The 1,435-nt window shown below is 34.7% G+C and carries 2 protein-coding genes; both read right to left on the minus strand.

From position 1 onward, the window contains the following. Nucleotides 1-310: 310 nt before the first annotated feature. Nucleotides 311-514: a hypothetical protein gene (locus D479_RS19580; protein ID WP_008640610.1), complete on the minus strand. Its 204-nt coding sequence runs from the start codon at nucleotides 512-514 to the stop codon at nucleotides 311-313. Nucleotides 515-737: 223 nt separating this feature from the next. Then, a complete protein-coding gene (locus D479_RS19585; protein WP_008640611.1) occupies nucleotides 738-1,025 on the minus strand; it encodes an aspartyl-phosphate phosphatase Spo0E family protein in 288 nt (95 codons plus the stop codon). Between the last annotated feature and the right edge of the window lie 410 nt (nucleotides 1,026-1,435).

The raw sequence follows: 1,435 nt of genomic DNA on the forward strand, positions 1-1,435 counted from the left end.
TCCCCTATCAATCAATATTTCTTAATATATTTTACCAACAGAGATAACCTTTTACTATATAATCTACAAGAAATACCAAAGAAGGTTAACTTATAGGAAATTATCCTCACCAGAAAAACGAAGAGCAAGGGAAGTGGGAGATCGAAAAGAGGATTTGAAGAATTACCTGTATCGTCAAGGAGTTTTTAAGTCACCGGATGGTCGTGACATTCAGAAGCTAAGCTATTTTCCTTGGAGCATACCGTCATTAATATAAAGGCTAATATTCCAAAGAAAATCAATAAATCACAAAAGAGTGATCCAATGAGGATCACTCTTTTATGAAATCAACGTAGTGTGTGTCTGAAATTTTCTCTTTGCTACTTATGATAAAAATTCCTCGTTTTTTAGCAACAAATTTAAGGGTTTCTGCTTCGTTAAGCATTAGGGGGGATAGTGTTCCGCATGAAACTTCATCCACTATAAAATGGTACAATCCAATGATTTTTTCATCGCTTAATTGGTTGTATGGCATATTTTCCCTCCATAGGTTATGACTTTATATTTTAAATGCTATCTTATTCTCTTTCGGATATTAAACACCCTTTTGTCGAATTAGTTGAACAAAATAAAATGATTACGAAGGTGCGGGCATAATGATTCAATTTACTGTATTAGGAGAACCTGTGGCTCCAGCATAAAAAAAGCCAGAGCAATGTTGCTCTAGCGATTATTAGAGGGGGACTCACCACAAAGGTTTAATTGCAGTCAAAGCATTTAATAGGTGTTGGTGAGCCAACTTCAACCAGTATTTCCATAAGGTCAATTAAATAAACATTCATTTGCCCTTTATCCCTAAAAATAAGAGAATACTCCCCAACTACTAATCCTTTTTTTATTGAATGCCTTTGATATAGGGTCAAAATGTTATCTAGTTCTTGGGAGATACTAACGACATAATCATAATCAGCTTTATTTAGATAAGCATTGTACATTTTTTGCCTTTTTCTCTCGATGCGTTTCTTAAGGAAGATACAAGAGCACATGGTTATCCTCCTGATGGGTGTACTAAAAAGTCGAGAGCATTGCTCTCAACTAGAATGTGGTAATTTAATTATATCAGGGGGGTACTTTATGCTACTGAACCAACTGTAGATAGAAATAAGTGATGAGGATATTAATATAGAATTGGATATTCACGAGGGTAACAGGCCGATTTGTGATGTACATTGCGCAGGAAGAGCCAAAATGACAACCAGATTCGGGGAGACATAAGTCATTACGCACCAGGAGAAGGTTAAAAGAAATAGGTATGATTAAGAGAGGATTTTTTAAACTTGCAGGATGGAGATCGTCTTGATTTGAATAATCTTAAATAAATGGGATGAATGTTGTGAATGTTTTTATGGTAATGCTAAATAAGTTATGGAAACGAGCTTTTGGTATATTGTTTTTT

Origin of the sequence: Halobacillus sp. BAB-2008, from assembly GCF_000328325.1 — a bacterium.
Lineage (GTDB): Bacteria > Bacillota > Bacilli > Bacillales > Halobacillaceae > Halobacillus.